This is a genomic window from Paenalcaligenes hermetiae, from assembly GCF_039543645.1.
GTDB classification, from domain to species: domain Bacteria; phylum Pseudomonadota; class Gammaproteobacteria; order Burkholderiales; family Burkholderiaceae_B; genus Paenalcaligenes; species Paenalcaligenes hermetiae.
The window spans coordinates 265,226-290,985 of record NZ_BAABKD010000001.1; the positions used below are offsets into that span (position 1 = coordinate 265,226).

A 25,760-nucleotide genomic window follows, 5' to 3' on the forward strand; every position below is an offset into this window, starting at 1 on the left:
TGATCTTATATACTCTGACCAGCTTGTAACACCGGCTGAGGCTCCGTTCTGAGACGAGCCCCCTGACGCCACCAAATTAACCATAAAATCAATAAAGCAGGAATATACACCAAATACTCAGAGGGGCGCTGCGGATTCAGCTGCTTTACCGCCACCACGTCCCAACCTTGTTCCCAACCCGCTCGACGCGCCTGGCTCCCAAAGCTGATGTTTGAAATCTGCACCATATCCCCAAACGCCATCAAACCAATGCCAGCATCGGCTAAACGTTTACGCCCAGCCGCTTGGGTATCCAGATCGGTTGCGCCTTCTGGTAAAGGGGGTAAGACCGTACCTACCGTTTTGCGTAGCTCGTCCCCTTCTAAGTTCATGCCCTCGATTTCCACAACAAAACGTTTACCGGGCGCCAGATCCGCTGCGACCTCGTAGATCTGAGAAGGAGCTACCGACAGATATTTAGGTTGGTAATAATCCATAAACCAATCGGGGCGGAACAACATAAATGTCGCCACCAAGCACAGGATAATTTCAATAGGTTTGGATTTAACGCGCATCCACCCCATGGTTGCTGCCGCAAAAGCTAATGAGCCAATAATGGATCCCACCACCACAAAAATTAGCTCGTACCAACTGTCTATGCCTATTAGCAACAGAAGTGGATTAAAGATAAACATAAAAGGCAACACCGCCGTGCGCATCGCATATTTCACCCCTTGAATACCAATGCGTAACGGGTCTTCACCAGCAATCGCCGCCGCTGCAAATGTCGCCAAACCCACTGGAGGGGTAATATCGGCCATCAGCCCATAATAAAACACAAACATATGCACAGCGATCAAGGGGATAATCAAGCCATTCTGCGCCCCAAGCTCCACCACCACTGGCGCCATAAGCGTAGCCATCAAAATGTAGTTAGCGGTAGTAGGCATGCCTAAACCTAAGATTAAACACACCAACGCCGTAAAGCCCAGCATGAGCAATACATTGCCCATAGAAACCAGCTCTACAAAAGCGGTCATGCGTAGGCCTAAGCCGGTTAACGTAATCGCCCCCACAATCAGCCCAGCCGTGCCACATGCCAGAGCGATCCCAATCATGTTACGCGCGCCCGCTTGCAGGCCATCGATAGCGTCTCGCAACCCCTGCACAAAAGCAGCGCTAATCTGTTGTTGACGGAAAAAGGCTTGCAGTGGACGCCGTGTCACCATAAGAACCAACATCGCCACTACCGCCCAAAAAGCGGATAACCCAGGGGATAAACGTTCAATGGTCAAACTCCACACCAAAATACCGATAGGGATAAGAAAAAATAAACCAGTGCGCACCGTAGGCCAGACCTCTGGACGAACAGGATCGGTCACGCTGACCGTATCAGGCAAGTCCGGGTGGCGTGAGGCCATCCAGACCAAGCCCACATAAAGCAACGCCAGCAGCGTGACCAAGATACCAAAAGCCTGCTGTGGGAACAGCCGCTGGGTGCCCACCCCAATCCAATAAATAGCGGCAATCACGATCAGCGTACCGGATACCCCCATACCGATGCGAGCGACTTTTTGGATTAAGGTGCGTGGTGTGGCCGCTGCCATCATTGGCTGAATCCCTAGTTTTAGGGCTTCTAAATGCACAATATAAAACAGTGAGATATACGATAATAGCGCGGGCAATAAGGCGTGTTTAATAATGTCGGTGTAGGGAATCCCCACGTACTCAATCATTAAAAACGCGGCAGCCCCCATAACGGGTGGCATAATTTGTCCGTCGGCTGAGGCGGCGGTTTCAATAGCACCAGCGCGTACGCCCCCATAACCTGCTCGCTTCATAAGCGGAATGGTAAAAATACCCGTAGTCACTACGTTAGCGGTCGAAGACGCCGACACCACCCCATTGACTGCCGACGATAACACCGCTACTTTGGCTGGGCCACCACGCAAATGCCCTAGCAAAGAAAAAGACACCTGCATCATATAGTTGCCAGCGCCGCATCGGTCTAGCAACGAGCCCAACATCACAAAAATAAAGATATAAGAAACCGATACCCCTAGCGCTACCCCAAATACCCCTTCGGTGGTTAGCCACATATGCGAGACCAAGCGCTCTAATGAGGCCCCGCGATGGGCAAGAGCATCGGGCAACCACGGCCCTAAAAACACATACAAAATGAACACCGTGCCTAATACCGCCATCGGCATTCCCAGCGCCCGGCGCGTGGCTTCGAGCAGCAGTACTAAACCTATGCTTGCGGCCACCACATCCATAGTGGTGGGGATACCGGGGCGTAGCGCTAACTGGTTATAAAATAAAAACAGGTACGCCCCACAAAAACCAGCAATCAGGGCCAATAACCAATCATGCAAAGGTATGCGATCCCGCGCCGAACGCGATGTAGCCGGAAAAGCCACATAAGCTAAAAACATCGCAATGCCTAAATGTAAGGCTCGCGCTTCGGTGTCGTTCAAAATGCCAAAATTAAAGGTAAACGGTAAAGGCGAGGCATACCACAACTGAAATACAGCCCAAAATAGCGCCACCGTAAAAACTAAGGCTCCGAATAAGCCGCTGACACGGCGCCCCCCGCGGTCGACCTCTTCGACCAACTGTTGTAGATCGTGTTCGTTAGGCGTGGAACTCATATAGACATCCTTGTGAGCCTAGCCCTGCAGCTAGGAAAGACGGGCTGCCCTTATGAGGCAGCCCGTTACGTACAACATAGCAACCGGTGATACCCAGTGATGCGGTGTAACACAGCGATGTCACGCTCGTATTACAGCAACCCCTGCTCTTTGAAGAACTTCTCTGCACCCGGGTGCAAAGGTGCGGAAAGCCCGTTTTTCACCATGTCTTCTTTCACCAGATGCCCTAAAGCGGGGTGAAGACGCTTAAAGTCTTCAAAATTGTTAAAGACCGATTTTACTACCTCGTAGACCACCGCCTCGTCAGTGTCTTCGGAAGTCACAAAGGTCGCTAATACCCCATAGGTAGGAATATCATCTGGGTTATTTGGGTAAAGCCCCCCAGGAATGTTGACTTTAGCGTAGTAGGGGTATTTTTCAACTAGGCTATCAACGGCTTCCCCCGTTAACGAGACAATTTTAGCGCCACATGTCGTCGTGGGGTCTTGGATATTTGCCGAAGGGTGGCCAACACCATAGAAAAAGCCATCGATCTTGCCATCGCATAGAGCTTGACCATGTTCATCAGGCCGGAGCTCTGAAGCTAGAGAAAAAAAGCTGTTATCTGTACCCATAGCTGCTAACAGCTGCTCCATCGAGGCGCGAGTACCAGAACCTGGGTTACCCACATTAAAACGTTTGCCTTTTAAGTCCTCGAATTTTTCCACGCCTGAATCTTTGCCCACCACAACGGTAAAAGGTTCTGGGTGAATAGAGAAAACAGAGCGTAGCTTTTTGTAAGCACCGGCATCTTTAAACTGACCTTCGCCGTTATAAGCGTTGTAGCCCACATCAGACTGCACCACGCCCAGGTCTAATTCTCCGGCTTTAATAGTATTAACGTTAAAGACCGAACCGCCCGTAGACTCTACAGAGCAACGCACACCATGCTCGGCGCGGTCTTTGTTAACTAAACGACAAATTGCGCCACCCGCAGCATAGTACACACCCGTGACGCCGCCCGTACCAATGCTCACAAATTTTTGTTGAGCCGCAGCGGGCAAAGGTGCCAACATCATTGAGCAAATGGCGGCTCCAAGTGTTAAACGAAGCCCATTGGAAAAGAAGGATTTTTTAAACCGTTTTCGCATCGTCTTTCTCCTGTTTAGCAGCACACTACTGCCCTATTATCCAGTTAGATTCATGTTACAACGTCTAGATAAGGAGCGAACGGGTAATTTCCCTAACACACTTTGTTAAGAGTTGGCAGATTTTTTTACGCCAAAACAATGATCTAAAGTAGGAAAAGTACCATTTCGTACCTCATCAGCATAAGATTGCGCCGCTTGTTGGATTACGGTCGCGGCATCACCAAACTGTTTAGCAAAGCGGGGAATACGGCCACCGCTTAGACCTAAAATGTCCTCGGTGACTAAAATTTGCCCATCACAAGCAGGCGACGCCCCTATACCAATCGTGGGAATCGCCAATTGCTCTGTGATACGCCGCCCAAGGGCTTCTGCTACCCCCTCGACCACTACGGCAAAAGCACCGGCTTCTTGATGGGCTAAGGCATCCGCCAAAATACGCTCTGCGGCCTCGTCGCTCATGCCCTGCGCTTTAAAACCACCCATGGTATTCACATACTGAGGCATCAGGCCTACATGCGCCAGAACGGGAATGCCCCGCTCCACCAAAAACTGCGTGGTGGGTGCTAAGGCAGCCCCCCCTTCGATTTTTACAGCCGCCGCACCGCTACGCGCTAACATAAAAGCCGCATTTTCAAATGCTTGCTGGGGTGAAACCTGATAGGAACCAAAAGGCATATCAATCACCACGCAAGCCTGTTCCGTGCTATTAACTACGGCCGCACCATGATCGGCCATTTGCTGTAAAGTAATACTTAGGGTGTCACGCATACCATAGCCCACCATTGCGGTGGAGTCCCCGACTAAAATCAAATCCATAGCCGGATCGACCAAACGCGCAATGGGAGCCATGTACGCCGTTAAGCAAACGATTTTTTTCTGGCCTTTGTAGGCCATAATTTCTGGCACTGTACGGCGCTTTATTTCACTATGAACACTCATTCCAACCCTCATTAGTAAGAGACAAAATTAGGAGCTTTAACCATGCAAGTCAGCCCTCTGGTTTCTTTTCACAACGGCCATACCGCCCCACAACTGGGGTTTGGGGTCTGGCAAATTCCAAACGATGACGTTCCCCAAGCGATTGAAACCGCGCTGGAAACCGGCTACCGGCTCATCGACACAGCCACCATCTACGAAAACGAAGCGGGCGTGGGCGTAGGTCTGGCTGCCAGTGGCTTGCCCCGCAGCGATTATTTTGTCACAACCAAGGTCTGGAACGATAGCCATGGTCATGACGCTACCAAAACTGCTTTTTACCAAAGCCTAGAGCGCTTAAAACTGGATTATGTGGATATGTATTTAATCCACTGGCCTGTTCCTAAAATCAACCAATATGTTGAAACCTGGCAGACCATGATCCAGCTGCGCGACGAAGGCTTAATTAAAAACATAGGGGTGTGTAATTTCAACCAGGATCACCTAGAGCGTTTAATCCACGAAACCGGTGAAACCCCCGTGGTTAATCAGATTGAACTCCACCCAGGTTTTCAGCAAGCCGCCATGCGCGCATTTAATCAACAACATCAGATCCAAACACAGGCTTGGAGCCCGATGGGGTTAGGCACGCTTTGGGATAACCCAACTTTAACGGAAATTGCGGCAAAGCATCAACGCAATGTAGGCCAAATTATGCTACGTTGGCAAATTGAACTTGGCAACATGGTGATCAGTAAAAGCGTTACCCCTGAACGTATCCGCGGTAACTTTGCGATTTTTGATTTTACATTAGACGCTGAAGACATGCGCGCTATTGCTGCGTTGCATGATGATGCGAACCGGCTTGGACCAGACCCTGTGCTTTTCCGTTTACCTAAATAAGGGCAAGCTCGTGGTATTCTTGGGGTTTTGCTGCTTTTTGCTTTGATACCCACACACTATGGCTATTCACTGGTCCCAAGACCCACACCCTCACCCCTTATTAAACGATTGGCTATTCGAGCCAGGCTCCTTAACGGCACGGCTCAAACAGCTCAGCCAACAGCAATTTGCGGTTGAGCCTTTGGCCGAAGGTTGGCTTGACATACGTGATGATGAAGCCCAAGCACTGGCTGTCACCCCTGATACCCCTACATGGGTTCGAGAGGTATTTCTACGGGGGCATGGTACGCCCTGGGTGTTTGCGCGCAGCCTCGCCACCAAAGCCTCGCTAGAAAGCAGTGGCTTCCCTTTGGATCAGCTCGGCACACGCCCTTTAGGCGAGGTCTTATCTTTGCACGAAGCATTTGTACGGGGGCAAATGCAGATTTGCTCCTACCCCGCCGCGTGGCTACCCGAACCTTTTAACCAGCATAACGCTTGGGCTCGACGCTCCTGTTTTAGCAAAGACAGCTTGCAAGTGCTTGTTTGCGAAGTTTTCTTACCCCCTTTATGGGCATTTCAAAAGCAAACTGTGCCCAAGGCATAATGGCTTATACCACCTGCTTGACTGGCCGGTTAATAAATAAAAACACAAAGGGCACCACGGCAAACACCCATAACAGCGCCGCGGCAGAATGCTGCGCCCCGATCAGGTCACCACGATTAAAACCCGCGGCATTGGTCACCATCCCCGCCATGGCGGCCCCAATCGACATAGCATACAGTTGCAGTGTGGTAATCGAGGCAGACGCCAAATTTTCTTGGCCTGCTCGCGCTGACCTAAACACTCGTGTCAATAAATGCGGCCAGATCATCCCCACCCCAAAACCCACCCCAAACAAAGGTATATATAATACCCACGTCATTTCGTAATAGGTGGTTAAACCGAACCAGGGCAATAATGCTCCAAGCGCGGCTAAGCTTAGCCCTGAAATCACAGGACCTATGTTAAACAACCGGTTAGCAAAACGCGGCGATCGGCTGGCCATTAATATGGAGCCAGTAGTCCAACCTGCTGACATCAATGCCGTCATATAGCCTGCAGCTAAAGGACGTACACCATGTATATGCTGCAAATAATAAGGGATAAAAATTTCACTGGTCACCCCAATACTCATTAAGCCAATACCCGCATATAAACACCCTAACGGATGACGTAGTGAATAAGTACCCTGTGGAAAAAGTGGGTTATGGCCTTGCATATCATCCCGAGCAATTCCGTATAGAATCGTCAACACCACAACAATAGAGAGTGCTACCCAAAGCCACGAATATCCTAAGCTACCAAACGCTAAAACAAAAACAGAAGCCGTTAACAAAGCGATTTTTAATAATGGGGGGCGGTTAAGCTCATTGTCGCGATTTTCTTGGCGAGAAGTTAATTGCGAGGCCACCAACAAAGCGATGAGTAGTGCTACTGGTACGGTAGACCAAAAAGCCAAACGCCATTGACCGCTTTTAGCAAACACTCCGCCTACAGCAGGGCCAGACAAGGTTGCGATCCCCCACATGCTCGAAATCAGAGCCATGGCTCTTGGCCAAAGACGTTCCGCAAACACTAAACGCACAGAAGCATAGCTTAAACCCAATAACATACCGCCCCCCACCCCTTGAACGGTACGTGCGCCTAATAAAAAGCCCATGTTTGGGCTCATGGCTGCTACCATCGAGCCTAATACAAAGATTAAGATCGCTAATAAATAAGCAGCGCGTAAGCCAAGAAAATCTATCAGGCTTGCCGCAAAAGCTGACCCTAAAATAGAGGCAGCCACAAATAGGGTCGTATTCCACGCATAGTAGTCTATCCCCCCAAGATCTTGCACCACCGACGGCATGATAGTCGTCACAATATAAATATTGATAGCATAGACGGCCACCCCACCCGCCAAGGCAATGGCGCGCAAGCCATTGCGCCCCGATAACAGCTCTCCCCAGCTGGCATTTTTATGTGAAGATGTCATGTGTTGTCTCTAAGCCGTTGTGTTTTATCAAACCCTAAGCGTATGCTTTACCCATGATGTAAAAATACTTTTTGCCCCCATCTATAAATAACTGATTAGGAGATTGTAATGGAACAACCCGAAAACCATGCCCAACATTACTCAGAATCCCGTTTTTGGAACAAACTGGCACACTACGCCAAAAAAGCGGGGGCAGAAGTCGTGGAAAAAGCCTTGTGGCTCTATTATGGTGCCCAAGACCCTAAAACTCCAGCCTGGGCAAAAACCGTAATGATCGGGGCATTGGGGTATTTTATTTTTCCTTTAGATGCTATTCCTGACTTTGCGCCCCTTGTGGGCTATACCGATGATTTAGGTATGATCGTCGCCGCTATTGGTACGGTAGCTATGCATATCTCCGATGAAACCAAAACCAAAGCAAGAGAAAAAATGCAGCAGTGGTTTGGTTAAATCCCAAAAAAAAACCCTCCGTAAGGAGGGTAAATGTGAATGTTGGGGCACATTCAGCGCCTGACTCTTGGGTAAGGAGAAGCCAAGACAGGCTATCAGCCATACCAAACAAGGGGGATGTTGTATGGCTGATAGATGTTAGTCCCTGATGACAGCGCTAAGTTCCCAATCATCACGTAACAGTTTGTAAAAATCTTTTAGGCAGCCTCTGCTTCAAGAAAACCACGCAGTTTTTTCAAAGCGGCAGATTCAATTTGACGAATACGTTCAGCCGATACCCCATATTGCGCAGCCAATTCGTGCAGGGTTAAACCTTTATCGTCTTGGAGCCAACGGGATTCAATAATATGGCGTGAACGATCGTCGAGCCGTGCCAACGCGTTTTCTAGACCAGGGCCCTGTAGTTGTACATGTGCACGCTGCTCTAGTACATTGGATGGCTCCCACGCGCCGTCATCTGATAAATAAGAAATGGGAGCAAAACCATTTTCGTCATCATCGTTATAAGGGGATTCTAGTGCCATTTCGGCGCCAGACATCCGTAATTCCATTTCAGAAACGTCTTGAGGACGTACATTAAGCTCTCGCGCAATTTCGTCCACCTGTTCTGGATCAAGTGTCTGCCCGTCCTCGGGGCTCATGCGTCGTAAATTAAAGAATAGTTTTCGCTGTGCTTTGGTTGTGGCGATTTTAACCAAACGCCAGTTACGGATAATAAACTCGTGAATCTCGGCTTTGATCCAATGCACCGCAAACGACACCAAGCGCACACCACGATTAGGATCAAAACGTTTAACGGCTTTCATTAGGCCGATATTGCCCTCTTGAATTAAGTCAGCATGGGGCAAACCGTAGCCAAGGTATTGACGTGCAATCGATACCACCAGCCGCAAATGCGACATAATGAGTTGACGTGCGGCATCAAGGTCGCCGTCCTGCTGCAGACGACGCCCTAAGTCGATTTCTTCTTGAGCAGTTAACATGGGTTGCTGGTTAACTGCTGTGATATAGGCCTCGATGGTGCCCAACGCGCCAGGGTTGGATACCGCTGCGGCCAACTGGTTGTTTGGTAGAGCCAATGTTGTTGTACCTTGGGTCATTATCGTGTCCTATTAAATGGTAGTAAGGGGAAAACCCACTATCACACCAAATGATAAATGTCTAATATTACTATTTTAGCACTGCTAGATTGGGAGTGCTAATAACTATATTATTTTCACTTTACACTAGATTAGAGACGAAAAACTCCCTAAAGTTCCCTTTTTTTGTGTTTTTTTGCAAAAAAATTAACAAATGCGGCTCATTTTGTAATGTTGCTTTTTTGTGACAACGCTGCCGGTTAAGCCCTGCTCAACCGGCCAAAAGTAGGAGCGGACTACGCACCTAACTGACGTGCATGGTGGGCAATATGATCACCCATAAATGTCATAATGAAAAAATAACCGTGGTCATAACCGTCATGACGACGCAGAACCAAAGGCTGCCCAACTTTAGCGCAGGCTTCTTCAAACACATGTGGATACAACTCGCGCTCTAAGAACTGATCCGCCAACCCTTGATCAATCAAAATCCCCCCTGGATAGGGAGCGGTGGTTTGCTGACTCATTAAGCAGCTCGCGTCGTATTGTTCCCACTGACTACGATCCTCACCCAAATAACCCGTAAAAGCTTTTTCCCCCCAAGGACAGCGTGTGGGTGCCGCGATGGGAGCGAATGCTGACACGGATTTGAATTTATCAGGGTGACGCTGTGCCAAAACAAGCGCGCCGTGCCCCCCCATGGAATGCCCAAAAATCCCAACCCGCTCCGCATCACCAGGCAGTACGGTCGTAGCCAGGGTAAACAATTCATCGGCTACATAAGATTCCATACGATAATGCTTAGCAAAATCAGGCGTAGTGGCATCCACATAAAACCCAGCACCCGTCCCAAAATCCCAGCTCTCCTCTTCGCCAGGTGCCCCTGCACCACGAGGGCTGGTGTCTGGTGTGATCAAGATCAACCCATGGTGCGCAGCATATTGTTGGGCAGCAGCCTTCACCGTAAAGGTGTCCTCGGTGCATGTTAAACCAGCTAAATAAATCAAAACAGGGCGTCGCGTAGTACCCATAGGCTGACCGCCTTCGGCTTTGGCCGAGCTTGCTTCGGTTTGCTCTGGTAAAAATACAGCAAAGCGCATCGGCAAACCAATCGCGGTGGAAGCATGTTGATAATAGCGTTGCCAGCCCCCGTAACAACGGTGCTCACTGACTAATTCCAACTGAACTGTCATTTGATCTCCTAAATGCCCCCACCGTCACCGGCGGGGATAGATGGATAGTATGTGGGACTAGTACATCACCACAGAACGGATGGATTCACCGCGCTTCATCATCTCGAAACCTTCGTTGATTTGATCCAAGCGTAAATGGTGGGTGATGAGATCATCGATATTAATTTTGCCGTCCATGTACCAATCCACAATTTTTGGTACATCCGTACGACCACGCGCCCCACCAAACGCCGACCCCTTCCAAACACGTCCCGTAACCAGTTGGAAAGGACGTGTGGAAATTTCGGCACCGGCCTCAGCCACACCAATAATGATGGACTGTCCCCAGCCACGGTGGGTACACTCTAAAGCCTGACGCATGACTTGCGTATTGCCAATACACTCAAAGGAATAATCGGCTCCGCCATCGGTTAGTTGGATAATATGATCCACCACGTTTTCCACATCGTTAGGATTCACAAAATCCGTCATGCCAAACTGACGGCCAAGTGCTTCCCGATCTGGGTTAATGTCTACCCCAATAATTTTATCTGCGCCCACCATCTTAGCGCCCTGAATCACGTTTAACCCAATACCCCCTAAGCCAAAGACCACCACATTTGCACCGGCTTCGACATTAGCGGTAAATAAAACCGCGCCTAGGCCTGTGGTGACACCGCAACCGATATAACACACCTTGTCAAAAGGCGCATCCTCTCGGATTTTGGCCAAAGCAATTTCTGGCACAACAATATGGTTAGCAAAGGTAGAGGTCCCCATATAGTGATGGATAGGTTGCCCATCAATGCTAAAGCGCGACGTGCCATCAGGCATCAGGCCTTTGCCCTGCGTGGCACGAATCGCCGTACACAGGTTGGTTTTTTGTGAAAGGCAGGATTTACATTGACGGCATTCAGGAGTGTATAGTGGGATCACGTGGTCGCCCGGTTTGAGCGAGGTCACCCCCTCGCCCACTTCGAGCACCACCCCGGCACCCTCGTGACCGAGAATGGCAGGAAACAAACCTTCGGGATCAGCACCGGACAAGGTGTATAAGTCCGTATGGCAAAGCCCTGTGGCCTTGACCTCTACCAGGACTTCACCGGCCTTGGGTGCTTGTAGCATGACGTCTTCGATGGTTAATGGGGCGCCTGCTTTCCAAGCTACGGCTGCTTTGGTTTTAATCATTGTTGCCCTCCCAATATCTGTGTGGCATAAAAAAGCCCAGTTTAACAGCTATTGCTAAACGCCGTTATGGGGAAAACTGCTGAAAAGAGGGGTAGCAAAATAACGCGCAGACTAAGGCAGCTCAAGCTCAGCAAAGATTGGCGCATGGTCAGAAATCTGTGACCAAGGCGCCCCGTGCAAGACTCGGGCGCTACGCACAGCAAAACCGCGCTGATAGATACGATCCAGGCGCAACCAAGGGAAGACAGCGGGAAAAGTACGTGGTGGCGGCGTCATACGTGCTGCGCCATTTGCCCCAAGCTCGGGAATAGTTGTCATCTGCTGGCCATCGTTCGTAAACCCCTGTTTTAACCAGCGTGAAGGGGCTTTTAGACGAAACCGCTTTTTATCTAGGCCTTCGGGGGAAAAAGAAAAAACTTCGTATAAATTAAGCTGGTCGACAAATAATGGCGCCAATTTATTGGTCCAATCATTAAAATCACCCGCAATAATTAACGGCGCATGCTCTGGAACCAGGTCTTTGATGCGCTGTACTAGCGCTTGTGTCTGGCGTGTACGCCCACCCGCAAATAACCCCAAATGCACCACAATACAATGCACTGGCGTGTCATCAATCTCAACCACCGCGTGCAGCAAACCCCGCTGCTCTAAGCGATGATCTGAAACGTCTTGGTTTTCAAACTGTAAAATGGGATAGCGGGAGAGCAACGCATTACCATGATCCGTATGTTGGCGTACGGCATTACAACCATACGCCGTTTGCATGCTCAGCGCGGCAGCTAAAGACTCGTGTTGCGCATCTAAGGTAGCACGCCGCTCATTACGGCCTTGGACCTCTTGCAGAAACAATAAATCCGGTGCCAAATTGTAGAGCCCAAGCCGCAAGTCAGCTAACGATTCACGATTTCCCGTAGCTGAACGACCTTTGTGAATGTTATAGCTAACAACGCGGACAATGGACACACATGACTCCTATTAAACCGTAGGTTTAGGCTCCGTAGGACGCAAGCGGATATGTAGCTCTTTGAGCTGTTTCTCATCCACTGCGGAAGGCGCTTGGGTTAACAAGCACTGCGCACGCTGGGTTTTGGGGAAAGCAATAACATCGCGAATGGAGTCGGCCCCGGCCATCATTGTGACCATGCGGTCCAAACCAAAAGCGACCCCACCATGCGGCGGCGCCCCGTACTGCAAGGCATCAAGCAAGAAACCAAATTTTTCACGGGCTTCGTTTTCATCAATACCCAACGCGGCAAAGACTTTACTTTGGACATCAGCGCGATGAATACGCACGGAACCACCGCCCATTTCCCAGCCATTCAATACCATATCATAGGCTTTGGCTAAGACTTTTTGAGGCTCGGTTGTGAGTAGGTCTTCGTGACCGTCTTTAGGGCTGGTAAAGGGGTGATGAGCGGCGACATAACGCTTGTCTTCTTCGTCGTACTCAAACATGGGGAAATCCACCACCCACAAAGGTTTCCAACCAGGGGTGAACAGACCGTTTTTGCGACCATGCTCACTGTGACCGATTTTAATGCGTAGCGCCCCGATCGCATCATTAACGACCTGAGTTTTGTCAGCACCAAAGAAAATCAAATCGCCATCCTGCGCTCCGGTGCGCTCAATCAGCTGGCTAAGGGCGGTATCGTGAATGTTTTTTACAATAGGAGACTGTAGGCCACCAGGAATGGTTTTGGCATCGTTAACTTTGATGTAAGCCAGCCCTTTGGCGCCATAAATCCCGACAAATTTCGTGTAGGCATCGATCTCGCTGCGGGTCAGCTCGCCACCACCTGGAACACGCAGTGCTACGACGCGGCTGTTAGGGTCGTTGGCCGGACCGGAGAAAACTTTAAAGTCCACGTCTTTCATGAGGTCAGCCACATCGGTGAACTCGAGGTTAACGCGTAAGTCGGGCTTATCCGAACCAAAACGGTGCATGGCTTCTTGCCAAGTCATGGTAGGGAAAGGGTTAGGGAGCTCGACATCCAAAACCGTTTTAAAAACATGACGTACCATGTTTTCAAAAATCTCACGGATTTGTTCCTCGTTAAGGAAAGAGACCTCGCAGTCAATCTGAGTGAATTCTGGCTGGCGATCCGCGCGTAAGTCTTCGTCACGGAAGCATTTGGTGATTTGGTAGTAACGATCAAAGCCCGATACCATCAGCATCTGTTTAAATAGCTGTGGCGACTGGGGTAAAGCAAAGAATTCGCCGGGGTTAACACGAGATGGGACTAAATAGTCACGCGCGCCTTCGGGGGTGCTTTTGGTTAGCACGGGGGTTTCGATATCAATAAAACCTAAGTCGTCCAAGTAGTTGCGCACGGCACGTGTGACCTGATGGCGCAACATGAGGTTTTTTTGCATTTGGGGGCGACGTAAGTCCAAGACACGATGCGTTAAGCGCGTGGTCTCGGATAGGTTGTCGTCATCCAGCTGGAACGCAGGCGTTACAGAAGGATTAAGGATTTCGATTTCAGAGCACACCACTTCGACCTGACCAGAGGGTAGATCGGGATTAACCGTGCCCTCGGGGCGCTCACGGACCTCGCCAGTGATACGTAAGCAGTATTCATTACGGATGCGCTCGGCTGTGGCGAACATATCGGCATTGTCCGGATTAACCACCACCTGCGCTAAGCCAGCGCGGTCGCGTAAGTCGATAAAAATCACACCACCATGGTCGCGGCGGCGGTGAACCCACCCGAATAAGGTGACCGTTTGACCCAGATGTTGGGTGTTTAATTCGCCGGTGTAGCAGGTACGCATCTAGGATGACTCCAGTAAACTTGTAAACAATATAGGATTAAAAGGGCGCCGAGCGCCCTATGGTTTAGTCAGAGGAACCGCCGGATGGGGCACTATTGGATTTAGGGCCATCGCGGAAATCGGTTACGTACCAACCATCACCTTTTAGTTGAAAGCCAGCGGCTGTGACCTGTTTTACGTAGGTTGACTGATTGCACGCGGGACAAACCGTCAGCACAGGATCAGACATTTTCTGTAAGACGTCTTGTTCATGATCACAAGCGCTGCATTTATAAGCATAAATAGGCACGACTAATCCTATAAATCAATAATCAAACAAACACAATGCGCTAATTTTAGCGCGTTTGCGCACCCAACGTACAGTGCTTGGGTACGCAACACCCAGTTTTCATTAAAAAGAGGTAGGTAATAAAAACATACCCGCCGCAATTAACGTGGGGACGGCTGCGGCCATTAACAAGCGCAAGGGAGAAATCGCGCCATCGGGGAAAGTACCTTTTAGAATCGAGAAACCCGCTGGGTTAGGTGCATTCGCGATTACAGTTAAGCCACCGCCGGTCACCGCCCCCGCCACCAGCATATAACGCCAAAGCTCGCTAGTGCCCTCGACCAAAGAGCCAAGATAAGTCAGCGCCGCATTATCTGTGATCGCTGTTAGCGCCGTCGCTCCCACAAAAAGCGCCAAGGGTGACATACCGCCCAAGAGGTCTTGCAACCACCATTTTTGCAAGCCGCCTAAAATCACCAATCCCGCTAAGAAAAAGCCCACCATCAACCCCTCGCGAATCAAGAGCGGGTTTTGATGTTTGGAGTAGGCGTGTGCATACCCCACAAACATCATCAACATACCCAAAAAGATCACCGGGTGGTGAGCAGACAAAACAATACCCACTAAAAACAGCAAATGAATGCCCATAACAACCCATGGTACATCTGGACGCTGCTTGGTATCGGTAGGCTGGGGAATCGATTCGGGGGCCTCCACTAAGGCAGAGCGGCTAATAAAGGTCAAAAGCGCAGCATTGATCAACACAGCCACCGCGGCACGCCAACCAAAGTGTGTCGCCATATAGGCCGTGTCCCAATTAAAGGTTTGCGCCACCATGAGTACGGGTGGGGCCGCATACGAAGTCAGTACCCCACCGATGGAAATATTGACAAACAAAACCCCAATAGTGAGGTATTTAAAGACTGCTCTACCAGAGCGTTTAAAATATTGATCCCGTAATAACAACGCCGCCAGTGTCATCGCTGCCGGTTCAGTGATTAGGGAACCAAAAAGTGGCACCACGGACATGGTGACAAAGAACATGGCGTACTCATTACGAATCGGTAGGATATTAGCAATGACTTTGACGAGCTTAGACACCATTTCTAATATGGGGCGGCTCGCTGCGACTACCATGATCGCAAAAACAAAAGCTGGCTCAGTAAAATTACGTGTATCCATGTATTCAACCGCCTGATCCAGGCCGATAAACACAGAGATAAACACAATTAAAACAAACGCCCACACACCAAAAACGGCTTCGACCTCGGACAACATATGCCAAAGGCCTGCATGGGGCCCGCCCTTATTAGCTAAACGCGCAAAGACGGGGACCGAAAACGTATGAATAATTGCCGTTGCAAACAATATAGTTGCAACCATTTCCATTGTGGTTGGCATAAAGCACCTTTTTTGTAACGCCCCACTGGGCGGACTGTCTCAATCTCAATTGATCTGGCAAGCACCGGATCAGGCGTCATTTTACATGGATCTATGATGAGGCCCACCCTTTTACAGTAATGTGCCACCTAAAGCCGCTATGACTAAAAGCACACCAACCGTCATGTTTGCCCTAAACAACGGCAGGCCTAATTCACGCTTTTTGGGATCAAACTGATAGATTTGCCACGCTAAGTGCAGTGCGATCCCCACCATAATCACAAAGTATGCCCAATGCATACCCATGGCATAGCCTGCCCATATCCAAAGTAATACGCTCACCCCATAAAAACCGCTTAACCACAGTTTGCCCTGATCCCCAAAGCGAATTGCCGCGGATTTAAGACCAAGCTTTAGATCGTCCTCCATATCAATGTAGCCATAGATCGCGTCGTAGCCAATTTGCCACGTTACCGCCCCCGCCCACATAGCGATAGCGGCTAAAGGCACCGTGTTTTGCGTATCCGACCACGCCATCAACATGCCCCAATTAAAAGCAATACCAAGCACCGCTTGCGGCCAATGCGTAAAACGCTTACATAACGGGTAAATGACCACTAACGGCAATAACAACAAAGCAAGCCAACGGCTGTAGCTGTTGATCGCCAATAATAATAAGGCGGCAATGACGAGCTGAGCAAAAACAAAAATCCACGCGTTCTTAAGGCTTAGCTGTCCACTTGTCAAAGGTCTAAAGCGAGTGCGCTCAACCTGATGATCAAAATCTCGGTCAAAAATATCATTAAAACAGCAGCCCACGCCGCGCATCAATAACGCACCGAAAGAAAAAATAAAAAGCCGCCAAAGATCCGGCCAGCCCCCTGCCGCTTGAATCAGGGCGGCAATACAAGGCAACAACGTTAACCACGTGCCTACAGGACGATCTAAGCGGCAAAGCCGTGCATACGGCCCCCAAGACGGTGGTAGCCAGCGCGCCACCCAATCATTGGGGCGCATATCCGCCAGATCTGGCCGAGAGGAATCAAAAGGAGAAGGAAAATGAGGCTGCATAATCAGACCGCTCAAAAACAAACAGCCGTGACAAAGCACGGCTGCTCATGCTCAATGAACCAATTACATTTGCTCGCGAATGAGTTGGCCTAAGATCGCAATCCCTTCACGGATACGATCTTCGGAAACCGTCACAAAGCTTAGACGGAACGTGTTCCGCTTGGGTTCGCCGGCAGCATAAAAAGGCTCGCCCGGCACAAAAGCCACATTGCGCTCGATGGCTTTATGCAATAGCTCTTGCGAGTCCATGTGTTCAGGCAAGGTTACCCATAAGAACATCCCCCCTTCGGGGCGTGTCCATTTTACATTATCGGGGAAATGCTGCGCCATGGCATCCAACATGTATTGGCATTGTTGTTTATACAAGTCACGTACCGTTGGCAAATGCTGCTGTAAAAACCCACCTTTTACGGCTTCGTACACTGCCATTTGTGTCACCGAGGGCGAGTGCAAATCGGTGGCTTGTTTGATTTGGACCAATTTATCGATAATCGCAGCTGGCGCCACAATATAGCCTAGACGCAATCCGGGTGCTAAGACTTTAGAAAACGAGCCTAAGCGTACCACGGTAGCACCGGCTTTGCGGCCCAGATGGAGCAAGCTCGGCTGAGGTGTGCCCTTGTAGCGCAGCTCTCCGTAAGGATCGTCTTCGATAATAGGGATACCAGCAGCGGCACAACGCTCGACGAGTTCCTGACGCCGTGCCTCGCTCATAGTGCGCCCAGTGGGATTTTGAAAGTTAGGCAGAGCGTACAAAAAGCGGGCACCAGCCGCTTTGGCTGTAGAGACCTCGGCGGGGATTAAACCGCCATCGTCCGTGTCCATTGCCACGTATTCTGGTTCGAAAACAGAAAAGGATTGCAACGCGCCCAAATAAGTGGGCGATTCCACTAGAACTTTACTACCCACATCGATAAATAGCTTGCCAAGCATATCTAATGCTTGCTGTGAACCAGAGACAATCAATACCTCGTTCACATCGATGTTGACGTTTTCGGTGCTCAGGTCCTGTGCCACCCACTCGCGCAACGGGGTGTAACCCTCGGTAGGACCATACTGCAACGCAGCACGACCATCAGTAGCCAGTACCGTATCAAAGGCTTGGCGTAGTTCAGTAATAGGGAAACCGTCAGCTGAGGGCAGACCACCCGCAAAAGAAATGATTTCAGGTCGAGTGGTGACCTTTAGGATCTCTCGAATAGCGGAGCTGGTGAGCTGATTAGCCCGATTAGAAAACGTATAAGGGGTGTGAGAATCCATGATGTGACGATGACCCTGCTTAAAAAACGGTTAATACATCAATTAATAAAGTTATACACACTAGATTACAGTATTAAACCAAAAGCGTGAATAGCTAGGCTTTTTCTGCTCGTATTTTTTCACTCATACGTCGACGGAATAACAAGGCGCCTTTATCCGAAGGCAAGCTCAAACGAGCGCCTTTGGCATCCATACCCTGCTGTACCGCTTCGAGCACCACCTTGTCTTCGTGAAACGCTGCGCGCACGTCTTCGTTAAAAATACGCGAGACCTCCTCGTCATTTGGACTAAAGTTACGTAGCTGGAACCAAAAATAACGCGTGTTCTTTTCATCAATAGGCGTCAAAAAGTTATACGAGTCCATCAAGAACACATCAGGATGAAAATCCCCCTCGTCACTACCGGTGCCGGCTGGCGTAAAAATAGCACGAATTACGGCATGGGCGGGGTAGCGCATTTCATACTGCTGTTTACGGTCACAGTTACCTTCAAATTTCACAAATTTTTTGTAAAACGGAGACACTTCAATATCACGCAACCAGCGCCAAACTGTTACTCCGTTGTCGGCCTCGGTGACTTCCAGCGGTACTCCTACCAAATCATGGCTACCAAATGAGCTTTGGTGAACCCACGTTACGTGTGAAGGGTCAAGAAGGTTATCCGTAATATAGAGATAATTACAAGCTACCTCCATGGCATCGCCCCGATTAACACCCCAGTTGGGATCATCCCATTCTTTAATTTGGATAATATCGTCTGCATTGGCTTGTTGGGCATCACCCATCCACACCCAAATGACCCCATATTTTTCTACAGCCGGGTATTGGCGCACGACAGCGGTGGGGGGAATATCTGTTGCGGTGGGAGCGCCCACACAGGCTCCCGAGCAATCAAAACGTAAGCCGTGATAGCCACACTCAATGGTATCACCCTGTACGCGTCCCATGGATAACGGAAGACGACGGTGGGGACAGGAGTCTTCTAAGGCCACCACCGTGCCATCTTGTTTACGGAACAATACCAACGACTGATTCAACATTTTTACCGCAAAAGGACGACGGCTCACATCGGTCGATAAGGCGGCAACATACCAAGCATTTTCTAAGAACATAGTAATGGAAGCATAAATAAGAGTAGATAACCGGATGATAAAACAATAATATCTAATAAATTTTGCTTTTTATTTTAGTTTTTCTAAACAATAGGTGGTGAGTATGCAGACGTTGCCCCCACTACGTGCGTTGCAAATTTTTGAAACGGTCGGCCATAGTGAAAGTATTCAAGACGCGGCACGCCGCTTAGGAATTAGCACCGGTGCGGTGAGCCAACAGCTCCAACTACTAGAAAAACACCTGAGTGCGGCGTTATTTTTTAAAGAGGGCCGACGTTTGCGCCTTACTGCCGCTGGGGTGGATTTTCATCAGCGTTGTACAGAAGCGTTTGAGCAGCTACGCGAAGCGCAAACACAACTATTGCTTGATGAACAAGAACGCAGCTTACACATTAGTGCGCTGCCTTCTTTTTTAAATGACTGGCTATTACCGCGACTCCACGCTTGGCAACAAGCCCAAGAGCCAGTGGTGCGTTTGCACTTGCATGGATCACATCACGAGCCTGATTACGCCAATGAGCGGGTGGATTTTCGGTTTACTTATGCGCAAACTATCCCTCAGAACCTACATTATCTAACGCTTTTTACAGATCGGGTCGTGCCGGTGTGTCACCCTAGCCTGATCGCTAATCACCCCATCCATCAGCTGACGGATTTGTGTCAACACCCTCTTATTGCGGTGGATTGGCAACCGCGTTTTAGCTCCCCACCCTCTTGGGAAAACTGGTTTGCTCACTATGCTCAAGCAGAACCAATTACCCCTCCTCCCCCTCGGCTTACGTTTAGCTTATCGCACCAAGCACTTGCTGCGACTCAGGCTGGGCATGGCATCATGTTGGCCCAATACGCCTATGTGCAGCCTCTGTTGGCACAACAACAACTTTGCATGCCTGTGGGAGCGCGTTTTTTAGATTTAGAGTGGCCCTATGTCATGACCTGGCAACCGGCGGTATTCAATAAGCCGCAAGCCCGTGCTTTTCATCGTTTTATTAGCTTGGCACTACGCGTTACATCACAGCCTGAGAGAGCTGCTGCTGACGCCATACCGTCGGCGACACCCCATAACGACGCCGAAAAGCATGACTAAAGGCGGTGGCATCTTTAAACCCATGCTGGTAGGCAAGCTCCGCAATCGGCCGCTGATAGCTTGGATCAGCCAACCGCTCACAACTGCTTATTAAACGCTGACGCTGTATATAGTCTGCTGGAGCTAAATCCTGTAGAGCAAATAAGTTATACAAATAACGCCGCGAGCATCTAAAAACCTGACACAGCTTATCTACGTTTAAATCGGAACGATGCAGGTTCTGTTGAATATAGTGCTGAATTTTTACAAGTTGAATTTCACGCACAGTTTGCGGCTTAGGAGTATCCGCAAGAAACGGTTCACTTAGCTGCGCCCCCATGAGCTGAATCAAAGCGTGCGCAACGCTGTCAGCGGTAGTGTCAGAAAAGGTTTGTGGTTGACGAATAATGCTTTTTAGCATTTGCCGCACCAAGTGCCCACACCCTGACTGTGTATCAAAACTACGTGCTAAAGCCACCGATAAGTAAGGCTGCCACATGCTGAGTAGATCAGGTTCGATCATAAGCACCAAAAACTGTGCATCATCGCCCACATGCACAGTATAGGGCTGCGTCGTGTCATACATGGCCCAATGCCCAGGTGTCAGGGTCACACGACGGTTATTTTGAATAATCTCGCTTGTGCCTTGTAGCTGTAAAGATGCTTTATAGATGGCCTGTTCAGACCGTTTTGCTAAGGCCGGCGTCCGCACAACGGTGGTTGCGCTAATGTGTAATTCAGTAATAGAAAGTGGGCCAACAGCACAATGCCCTGCTTGTGGCACAAACCCTCCCCGCCCCCGCACTTGAACTTCAAGGGGCACAAAGGTTTGGTCAATAAACGTGCGCCAATCGTCTAGTGAGTGAAATTGTACGGGTGATGTGTGTAATAACATGGCTACCTCGTCACTTCAACATTGCAGCCTTTTATAATTTTCTCTGTTATTTATACTGCTTTTAACCCCAAATCGCCTACGCAGATAAACCCTTAGCACGCCTATTAGCGCCCAGCTCGACCATAAAGGTAATTCGCTGGCTGCCACCCTTTTTCCTGCATTATCTGTTCTAGTCGAGCGCGTTCTGCGGCCACATCTGCTAAACGATGGCCCCGTGATGCCCCGACCTCTGCCGCAGTAAATGGCCTGTAATGGCCACTTTGGTATTCTTCAGGGCTGTAATTCGCCACAATCCAATTCAGCACCAATGCCAACTCATCATTATTGATCTGTGACTGGGCAGCACCGGGCACACGAATCATATAAGAGCGCCCCTCAGGAAGACGTGTAAATAAACCAATCGAGTCCACAAAGCTGGGGATTCCTCGGTTTTCTGCACCTTTCCCATCAAAACGATGACAGCCTGCGCACTGCAACATATAGTCTTTATAGGCCCCCTCATTACCTAAAAAATACGCCAGTTGCTCTGCGTTAGTCGCTGGAATAGGGCGCTTTGCCTGTGTAGCCGGACTCAATATGAACAGCGCTCCCACCAAAGCTGTAAACAAATACGCTTTCATTTTTGTCTCCTCTTAAGAGGGCAAGCACAAAAAGGCTTGCCCTTTGGTATTAGTTTTTCGCTAGACCAATTAATACGGAGGTAGTGCAGTGGAAGGTGCTGTTTTCATTTGCCATGCACCAGTTCACATCATTATGTAAGAAAAACTCATAGCCGGGACGCTCACGAGTTTGCGTGTTACATGCACAGCGGTTACACGCGGTTTTACCGCAACAATCGTGATAGCTGACTAGGTAGTCCTTACCATCATGCGGGTTATGGCACGTGCCCACCCAAGAAATCGGTGATGGCGTTGTTCCAGGAGGACAAGTATTTGCGGTCCCTCCACAACATGAACATAAGAAGCCATCCACCGCACAATGACGCCAGTAGTCGCAAGAGTTCATCTCTTCGTCACTGACTTCAGAAATATCCAGCCCGGGTGATCGATTCGCCGCGCGCGCTACAGGTAGCACAGGCAACACACCCGCAGTAGCCACCAGTGACTTACCTAATGTCGCCAATACACTACGACGCGATGAGCGGTGCGCTAAGCGCCGCGAAATCTGCTCGCCTAAATTATCCAACCAATGCATTGTTTTTCTCCTTACGTGAAAGATTTAACTCATTGAGCTCCGCTGGATTGGTTTCAGCATGACGCAAGTAGTCCTGCATCGATGCTACCCCCAGTTCCTTTGCTGTAAACAGGCTCTCTAGCTGCTCACGTGAGTTAATAAGCCCCTTAGCGCGAATCACCCCGTTTTCATCCATGAGTACGGCATAGGGCAATTTACTAATATGAAAGCTCATGCCTAAACTCGTTGATAGAATGTAAGGGAAAGGGTCGAGGTTGGCCTGCTTATAAAATGCCAAATGCTCTGGCATTTCACCATCGCTCGCTAACACCACACGCAACCAGGATTTTTCCGTGCTCGCAATGGAGCGCAAAATGGGCATCAGTTTTTTACACACTGGGCAGGTTGGGGATAAAAAGAACAGTAACTGGCTATGCGTTGAGGGCATACCAATGGTTTGTGGGCGTCCCAATAGGTCATTTAATTCAAAGGTAGGAGCCGCATCGCCCACTTCTGGCCCTTTGTCCATCGTCAGGGCTCCCATCGGCGCTACACGCTCATAAAGCACACCTATTTGACGCGATAGCGCCAACACCACAATCACCAAAGCCACAATGACTGCCCACAACAACACATTTGAAATAACAAGCGCTCCCATTTAAATCTCCTTGAGTTTTTGTAACTTGATATGGGATTCAATTAACTGATTGGCGGCAAAATACAACCCTAGTAAAGCGAGGGCGGCCCCAAAAAATGTAAGTCCATCGACCCAGCCCAAAGACCGCTCAATAAAAGCAGTGCGAGGCAAAAACAGCACGCTTAATGCCGATAACAGCACCGCATTGCGTCCCACCAACCACCAAGATAAACCCGCGGACTGCTGTTTTAAATTGCCACACCCACACGCCACATCGGTATGACCGCGTCCTAGATTCACCACAACGCCAGCCGTAGCCACCCCCAGCACCCCTAGTGCAAGCCACGCCCCTTCAGTACGCCAATGAGGGAGCAGTAATAACAGGGCTGCAGCCAGCTCCGCCGCAACAAATGCCCCCGCAAATACTTTGCTTATACTGGCCGGAATCAAGCGATATGCCAGCACAGCCCCCTCAAATACGCTAAAGTGCCGCAGCTTATCCAAAGCACCGGTCAGCAGAATCACAGCCAGTGCTGCAGCAACCAAATACAGTATCAACGGGTCCATGGCTAGCTCCCTTTGACTGCTGGATGTGGCTCAGCTTGCAAAGCGGCCTCTCCCGCATTTTCAATAGTGCGGATCAACTTAGGCTCAGCTGCACTGATGTCAAAAATATGAACATTGCCCCCATCAATCCCAAGCAAGCGATTACCTGGCTCATCCACAGATAACGATAAAATATCCAAGCCTGGCACACGGGCAATACGCTCTTTTTTCACTAAATCAAACACCCAGATTTCAGCAGCTGGGTTTTTATGGGTTCCCTCAGCTCCATCGGGATGCATGAGCACATATAAGCGTTTATTTTTATCGTGAGTCGCTAATAGGTTATAACCTCCTGGTGTCCAACCTTTCGCTCTATCCTCGTCATTAACTAAGGACCAGGATGACTCTAACTTGACCTGCTCCCCATTAAAGTCGGCAGTGTATAGGTTTCCATAAAAGGACACAAAATGCGCTTTGTTATCCACAAAACCGGGAGTAATAAAAATAGGGTCGTCTTTAACGGAAAAGAAGGTATCACTACGATGCTGCGACGAGATTTGTCCGTTCTCATCTAAATCAATGGTCAATAAGGTGCCGTCTCCGCAAATCGTCGTAAAGCTCCGATCACGATTAGGTAGCGGATTCACACTCCAACAACCAGCCGTAGCCGTCAATTCTGCTACATGCTCGCCCTTTTCTACATCGACCACCGCTACCGATACAGCAGGGGTCGCGTTTTGTAAAATAATGAATTTTCCATCCGTGGATTGACGGAACATGCCTCGATAGTTCAAGCCTTGTACACGATTATTCGGTAGGATGATTTCCTTTTCGAACTCAAGTGATAGCGCATCCCAAATCTCCACGACATCCGTACGCTTACCCCGAGTGACTCGCTCGTGATATGTAGTCATGGTATAGATTTTTTTACCATCATTTGATACCTGCATGTGGCCATTAAAGCTCGTAGGAATCATGCCCAAAAACTTACCGTTGGCCCCATCAAAAATATGAACACGGCTTTCTGTTAGATGATGAAAAACCGTATCCATCACATAGATCCGGTCTTGCGCCTCTGGGGATAGTTTATGCCCACCCGTTAACCGCTCCATCGGTTGGTACTGCTGTGCCATCGCTCCTAAAGCGAATAGACCTCCAGCGACGGCTAACGCTGTCTGCACCCCACGCTTTTTCCATAATTGCATTGTTATCTCCTTTGTTGGCTTGGTATTACGCTTTAAAATAGAAAGGCATAGCGCAACTGCACTCCGTTAAATTTTGGTCCATTTCTTACTTTGATATCGTGTGCATATTGCAGCTGCAACTGATGTTGATCATTAAGTTGGTGCGTTAATTCTGCCGCAATCTGATGATCGTTAGCTGACCCAGCTACCTTTTGTCCATGGATCTTTTCTTTGCCCCCTGTTTCATAACGATAGCGTAACCCTACGTAAGTAGAGGGACTCAAATCGGTAGAGGCAAACGCCATAAGTCGCATCGCCGGATTTTTTTTCAGCGTTTGACCGTAATAATTCGTGTTTTTCCCAAAAACCTCGAACTCAGCCATCCCCTCGATATAACTACTTTTGCCTATCCCTTTTACAAAAGCAAAATCCTGGATTAGGCTCCACCTATTCTCTCCTGGCGATACATCCGCTTGAGATCCACGATAGCGCCCAGTCGGTAGCACTAAAAACGGCTCCCAAGCAACATAAGTTCGCGTTTCATCATTGTTATGAAGCCACACCGCAGCGCCGATATTCACATCTCCGACTCCGCTAAGACGATCTTTAGGAAAACCATTCCCCTTTAGCGTGGCTCGACTAACCGGAACGATGACCTCATATTGCACCGTTTTACCCGCGAGTTCGCGATAATGCATTTGGCGATAAATACCATACTGCACATCGAGTTTAGGGGCGCCTTGAACTCGACGGCCATCTTCATACATACGATTTGCTTTTTGGTAGCCAAGATAGCCAGCAATAATGTTGGTGCCTGCGGGCGCAGGGATCCAATCTCTAGCACTGGGGTCTGCCCAACTCGCTGAGCTAGCTAACAACAACCCCACGCATGTCCACCCTTTCCATGACATGGCTGTCTCCTTACTT

Annotated in this window: 25 protein-coding genes; 4 read left to right on the top strand and 21 right to left on the bottom strand. The window is 49.4% G+C overall.

Features of this window, described 5'->3' with window-relative positions; translation table 11 throughout:
- Positions 1–5: 5 nt before the first annotated feature.
- The 3 genes from ABD980_RS01275 to panB all read right to left on the bottom strand — a co-directional run bounded on the left by ABD980_RS01275 (position 6) and on the right by panB (position 4,699).
- On the bottom strand, positions 6–2,630 hold the full coding sequence (locus tag ABD980_RS01275; RefSeq protein ID WP_345369023.1) for a TRAP transporter permease: 2,625 nt from the start codon (positions 2,628–2,630) through the stop codon (positions 6–8).
- Between the two features lie 131 nt (positions 2,631–2,761).
- Positions 2,762–3,760: a TAXI family TRAP transporter solute-binding subunit gene (locus ABD980_RS01280; protein ID WP_260650700.1), complete on the bottom strand. Its 999-nt coding sequence runs from the start codon at positions 3,758–3,760 to the stop codon at positions 2,762–2,764.
- Positions 3,761–3,865: 105 nt separating this feature from the next.
- Positions 3,866–4,699 (bottom strand): 3-methyl-2-oxobutanoate hydroxymethyltransferase, encoded by an 834-nt coding sequence (panB, locus tag ABD980_RS01285; RefSeq protein ID WP_345369026.1) that lies wholly within the window; start codon positions 4,697–4,699, stop codon positions 3,866–3,868.
- A 42-nt stretch (positions 4,700–4,741) separates the two neighbouring features.
- Here panB and ABD980_RS01290 point away from each other — a divergent pair, with 42 nt between their 5' ends.
- Complete coding sequence (locus ABD980_RS01290) at positions 4,742–5,578, top strand: aldo/keto reductase (RefSeq protein WP_260650663.1); 837 nt, start codon at positions 4,742–4,744, stop codon at positions 5,576–5,578.
- Between the two features lie 58 nt (positions 5,579–5,636).
- A complete protein-coding gene (locus tag ABD980_RS01295) occupies positions 5,637–6,164 on the top strand; it encodes a chorismate--pyruvate lyase family protein (RefSeq protein WP_300647327.1) in 528 nt (175 codons plus the stop codon).
- A 4-nt stretch (positions 6,165–6,168) separates the two neighbouring features.
- Here ABD980_RS01295 and ABD980_RS01300 read toward each other — a convergent pair whose 3' ends face one another.
- Positions 6,169–7,578 carry an MFS transporter gene (locus ABD980_RS01300; protein WP_345369029.1) on the bottom strand — a complete coding sequence of 470 codons (1,410 nt, stop codon included), beginning with the start codon at positions 7,576–7,578 and terminating at the stop codon, positions 6,169–6,171.
- Between the two features lie 108 nt (positions 7,579–7,686).
- On the opposite strand from ABD980_RS01300, the gene ABD980_RS01305 reads away from it, so the two are divergent.
- Positions 7,687–8,028 carry a YkvA family protein gene (locus ABD980_RS01305; RefSeq protein WP_345369030.1) on the top strand — a complete coding sequence of 114 codons (342 nt, stop codon included), beginning with the start codon at positions 7,687–7,689 and terminating at the stop codon, positions 8,026–8,028.
- A 197-nt stretch (positions 8,029–8,225) separates the two neighbouring features.
- Here the strand turns inward: ABD980_RS01305 and rpoH are convergent, their stop codons facing one another.
- The 10 genes from rpoH to ABD980_RS01355 all read right to left on the bottom strand — a co-directional run bounded on the left by rpoH (position 8,226) and on the right by ABD980_RS01355 (position 19,332).
- Positions 8,226–9,128 (bottom strand): RNA polymerase sigma factor RpoH, encoded by a 903-nt coding sequence (gene rpoH / locus ABD980_RS01310; RefSeq protein ID WP_300647325.1) that lies wholly within the window; start codon positions 9,126–9,128, stop codon positions 8,226–8,228.
- Between the two features lie 275 nt (positions 9,129–9,403).
- On the bottom strand, positions 9,404–10,300 hold the full coding sequence (gene fghA, locus ABD980_RS01315; protein ID WP_300647324.1) for an S-formylglutathione hydrolase: 897 nt from the start codon (positions 10,298–10,300) through the stop codon (positions 9,404–9,406).
- 57 nt (positions 10,301–10,357) lie between these two features.
- The gene (locus ABD980_RS01320) at positions 10,358–11,464 is read right to left on the bottom strand and encodes an S-(hydroxymethyl)glutathione dehydrogenase/class III alcohol dehydrogenase (protein WP_260650701.1); all 1,107 of its coding nucleotides are present in this window, start codon (positions 11,462–11,464) and stop codon (positions 10,358–10,360) included.
- Positions 11,465–11,578: 114 nt separating this feature from the next.
- Positions 11,579–12,430, bottom strand: a complete 852-nt coding sequence (locus tag ABD980_RS01325) for an endonuclease/exonuclease/phosphatase family protein (RefSeq protein WP_300647323.1) — start codon at positions 12,428–12,430, stop codon at positions 11,579–11,581.
- A gap of 12 nt (positions 12,431–12,442) precedes the next feature.
- A complete protein-coding gene (aspS, locus tag ABD980_RS01330) occupies positions 12,443–14,242 on the bottom strand; it encodes an aspartate--tRNA ligase (protein ID WP_300647322.1) in 1,800 nt (599 codons plus the stop codon).
- A 64-nt stretch (positions 14,243–14,306) separates the two neighbouring features.
- Positions 14,307–14,531: an FmdB family zinc ribbon protein gene (locus ABD980_RS01335; RefSeq protein ID WP_300647321.1), complete on the bottom strand. Its 225-nt coding sequence runs from the start codon at positions 14,529–14,531 to the stop codon at positions 14,307–14,309.
- Between the two features lie 102 nt (positions 14,532–14,633).
- Positions 14,634–15,911: a putative Na+/H+ antiporter gene (locus ABD980_RS01340; RefSeq protein WP_300647626.1), complete on the bottom strand. Its 1,278-nt coding sequence runs from the start codon at positions 15,909–15,911 to the stop codon at positions 14,634–14,636.
- 111 nt (positions 15,912–16,022) lie between these two features.
- Positions 16,023–16,961: a 4-hydroxybenzoate octaprenyltransferase gene (ubiA, locus tag ABD980_RS01345; protein ID WP_345369034.1), complete on the bottom strand. Its 939-nt coding sequence runs from the start codon at positions 16,959–16,961 to the stop codon at positions 16,023–16,025.
- 63 nt (positions 16,962–17,024) lie between these two features.
- The gene (locus ABD980_RS01350) at positions 17,025–18,221 is read right to left on the bottom strand and encodes an aminotransferase-like domain-containing protein (protein WP_345369036.1); all 1,197 of its coding nucleotides are present in this window, start codon (positions 18,219–18,221) and stop codon (positions 17,025–17,027) included.
- 94 nt (positions 18,222–18,315) lie between these two features.
- Positions 18,316–19,332 carry an aromatic ring-hydroxylating dioxygenase subunit alpha gene (locus ABD980_RS01355; RefSeq protein ID WP_260650675.1) on the bottom strand — a complete coding sequence of 339 codons (1,017 nt, stop codon included), beginning with the start codon at positions 19,330–19,332 and terminating at the stop codon, positions 18,316–18,318.
- Between the two features lie 103 nt (positions 19,333–19,435).
- Between ABD980_RS01355 and ABD980_RS01360 the strand changes: the two genes are divergently transcribed.
- Positions 19,436–20,419: a LysR substrate-binding domain-containing protein gene (locus ABD980_RS01360; RefSeq protein ID WP_260650676.1), complete on the top strand. Its 984-nt coding sequence runs from the start codon at positions 19,436–19,438 to the stop codon at positions 20,417–20,419.
- Here the strand turns inward: ABD980_RS01360 and ABD980_RS01365 are convergent.
- The 7 genes from ABD980_RS01365 to ABD980_RS01395 all read right to left on the bottom strand — a co-directional run bounded on the left by ABD980_RS01365 (position 20,340) and on the right by ABD980_RS01395 (position 25,744).
- Positions 20,340–21,293, bottom strand: a complete 954-nt coding sequence (locus ABD980_RS01365; protein WP_345369039.1) for an AraC-like ligand-binding domain-containing protein — start codon at positions 21,291–21,293, stop codon at positions 20,340–20,342. The genes ABD980_RS01360 and ABD980_RS01365 overlap by 80 nt on opposite strands.
- 104 nt (positions 21,294–21,397) lie before the next feature.
- Entirely contained in the window at positions 21,398–21,913 is a 516-nt protein-coding gene (locus ABD980_RS01370) for a cytochrome C (protein ID WP_345369041.1), read from the bottom strand.
- A 49-nt stretch (positions 21,914–21,962) separates the two neighbouring features.
- On the bottom strand, positions 21,963–22,487 hold the full coding sequence (locus tag ABD980_RS01375; RefSeq protein WP_260650679.1) for a methylamine dehydrogenase light chain: 525 nt from the start codon (positions 22,485–22,487) through the stop codon (positions 21,963–21,965).
- Positions 22,471–23,124: a methylamine dehydrogenase accessory protein MauD gene (gene mauD, locus ABD980_RS01380; RefSeq protein WP_300647443.1), complete on the bottom strand. Its 654-nt coding sequence runs from the start codon at positions 23,122–23,124 to the stop codon at positions 22,471–22,473. Before mauD ends, ABD980_RS01375 begins: the two co-directional genes overlap by 17 nt.
- Positions 23,125–23,670, bottom strand: coding sequence for a MauE/DoxX family redox-associated membrane protein (locus ABD980_RS01385; protein ID WP_300647444.1), 546 nt, complete (start codon positions 23,668–23,670; stop codon positions 23,125–23,127).
- 2 nt (positions 23,671–23,672) lie between these two features.
- The gene (locus ABD980_RS01390) at positions 23,673–24,854 is read right to left on the bottom strand and encodes an amine dehydrogenase large subunit (protein WP_345369047.1); all 1,182 of its coding nucleotides are present in this window, start codon (positions 24,852–24,854) and stop codon (positions 23,673–23,675) included.
- A gap of 32 nt (positions 24,855–24,886) precedes the next feature.
- Positions 24,887–25,744 carry a transporter gene (locus tag ABD980_RS01395; RefSeq protein ID WP_345369049.1) on the bottom strand — a complete coding sequence of 286 codons (858 nt, stop codon included), beginning with the start codon at positions 25,742–25,744 and terminating at the stop codon, positions 24,887–24,889.
- Positions 25,745–25,760: the final 16 nt, after the last annotated feature.